The 1,270-nt window shown below is 56.1% G+C and carries 1 protein-coding gene; it reads left to right on the top strand.

What is annotated here, in order from left to right; translation table 11 throughout:
• Nucleotides 1-59 precede the first annotated feature (59 nt).
• Nucleotides 60-1,217 (top strand): DDE-type integrase/transposase/recombinase, encoded by a 1,158-nt coding sequence (locus ACMWKK_RS26210; protein ID WP_055322574.1) that lies wholly within the window; start codon nucleotides 60-62, stop codon nucleotides 1,215-1,217.
• Nucleotides 1,218-1,270: the final 53 nt, after the last annotated feature.

The following is a 1,270-nucleotide window of genomic DNA, read 5'->3' as shown; positions in this document are numbered from 1 at the left end:
ACACTTTAGACCGGATACATGGGTAACAGTTATAACTGGCATAGAAGAGGAGACTCGCTATGCCCTGGACTGAGACCCGACCTATGCAACGCCTTGATTTTATCCGTGCCTGCCATGCAGGTACGGACTCCTTCTCCGCTCTTTGCCGTCTTTTTGGTATCAGCCGCAAAACCGGCTACAAATGGCTTCAGCGTTTTGACCCTTCTGACCTGTCCTCTCTCTCTGACCGGTCGCGCGCACCACGCTCCCACTCCCGGACGGTTCCTGATGAGGTCGTCGGACACCTGACTGCCCTGCGTCAGAAACACCCTGACTGGGGCCCAAAAAAACTGCGGATGTGGCTCCTCAATCATCACGTCGATTTTACCGTTCCTGCTGCCAGCACTGTCGGCGATATCCTCAAGCGTGAAGGCCTGGTACCTGACAGAAAGAGAAAGCGCAGAACGCCGGGGAATCGCCGGCCCCTGACCAGCATCAGTGAAAACAATCAGGTCTGGAGCGCTGATTTTAAAGGCAAGTTCAGGCTGCTGAGCAGAGAGTACTGTCATCCCTTTACCCTGACCGACAACCACAGCCGGTATCTGCTGAGCTGCCGTGGAACGGACCGTGAGAGCGAGCCCTTCGTCAGGCACTGTCTGACGGAGGCGTTCCTGGAGTACGGTCTGCCGGACGTTCTGAGAACCGATAATGGTCAGCCCTTCGCAGGGACGGGTATCGCCGGGTTAAGTCGCCTTGCCGTCTGGCTGATAAAGCTGGGCGTCAGACCGGAGCGTATCCGGCGGGGCCATCCCGAAGAGAACGGGCGGCACGAACGCATGCACCGTTCCCTGAAAAGTGCGCTGGCGCAGGGGAACACCTTCATGACGATGGAAGAACAACAGCGGTGGTTCAGTGACTACCGGGAAGAATTTAACTACGAAAGACCGCATGAAGCCCTGGCGGGCGCAACGCCCGGAACGGTGTGGCACCCCTCGAAGCGACAGTGGGATGGCCGTGTTCCTGACTATGCCTATCCGTCAGGAGGAACGGTGTACAGGGTGAAATCGAGGGGGACACTCTATATGGGGAAAAAGGGGACGGTGTTCCTGAGTGAAGCGCTGACTGATGAGTACATCATGCTGGAAGAACAAGATGATGGCCTGGAGGCCATCATCTTCAACGGAATAACGCTTGCGTACTACGACCGAAAAACCCAGAGTGTGGTGCGGATAGACTAAAAGTGTTACCTATGTTCCCGGTCTGATCTGTCACCTATGTATCCGGTCATACA

The sequence above is a fragment of the Enterobacter sp. 01-M-03-SI-ECC genome, from assembly GCF_047530215.1.
GTDB lineage: Bacteria > Pseudomonadota > Gammaproteobacteria > Enterobacterales > Enterobacteriaceae > Enterobacter > Enterobacter chengduensis.
This window is presented reverse-complemented; position numbering and strand designations above follow the sequence as displayed.

What these genes read in the sequence shown, in the direction of transcription:
- ACMWKK_RS26210 (WP_055322574.1), top strand. Translation starts at nt 60, where the DNA reads ATGCCCTGGACTGAGACCCGACCTATGCAACGCCTTGATTTTATCCGT.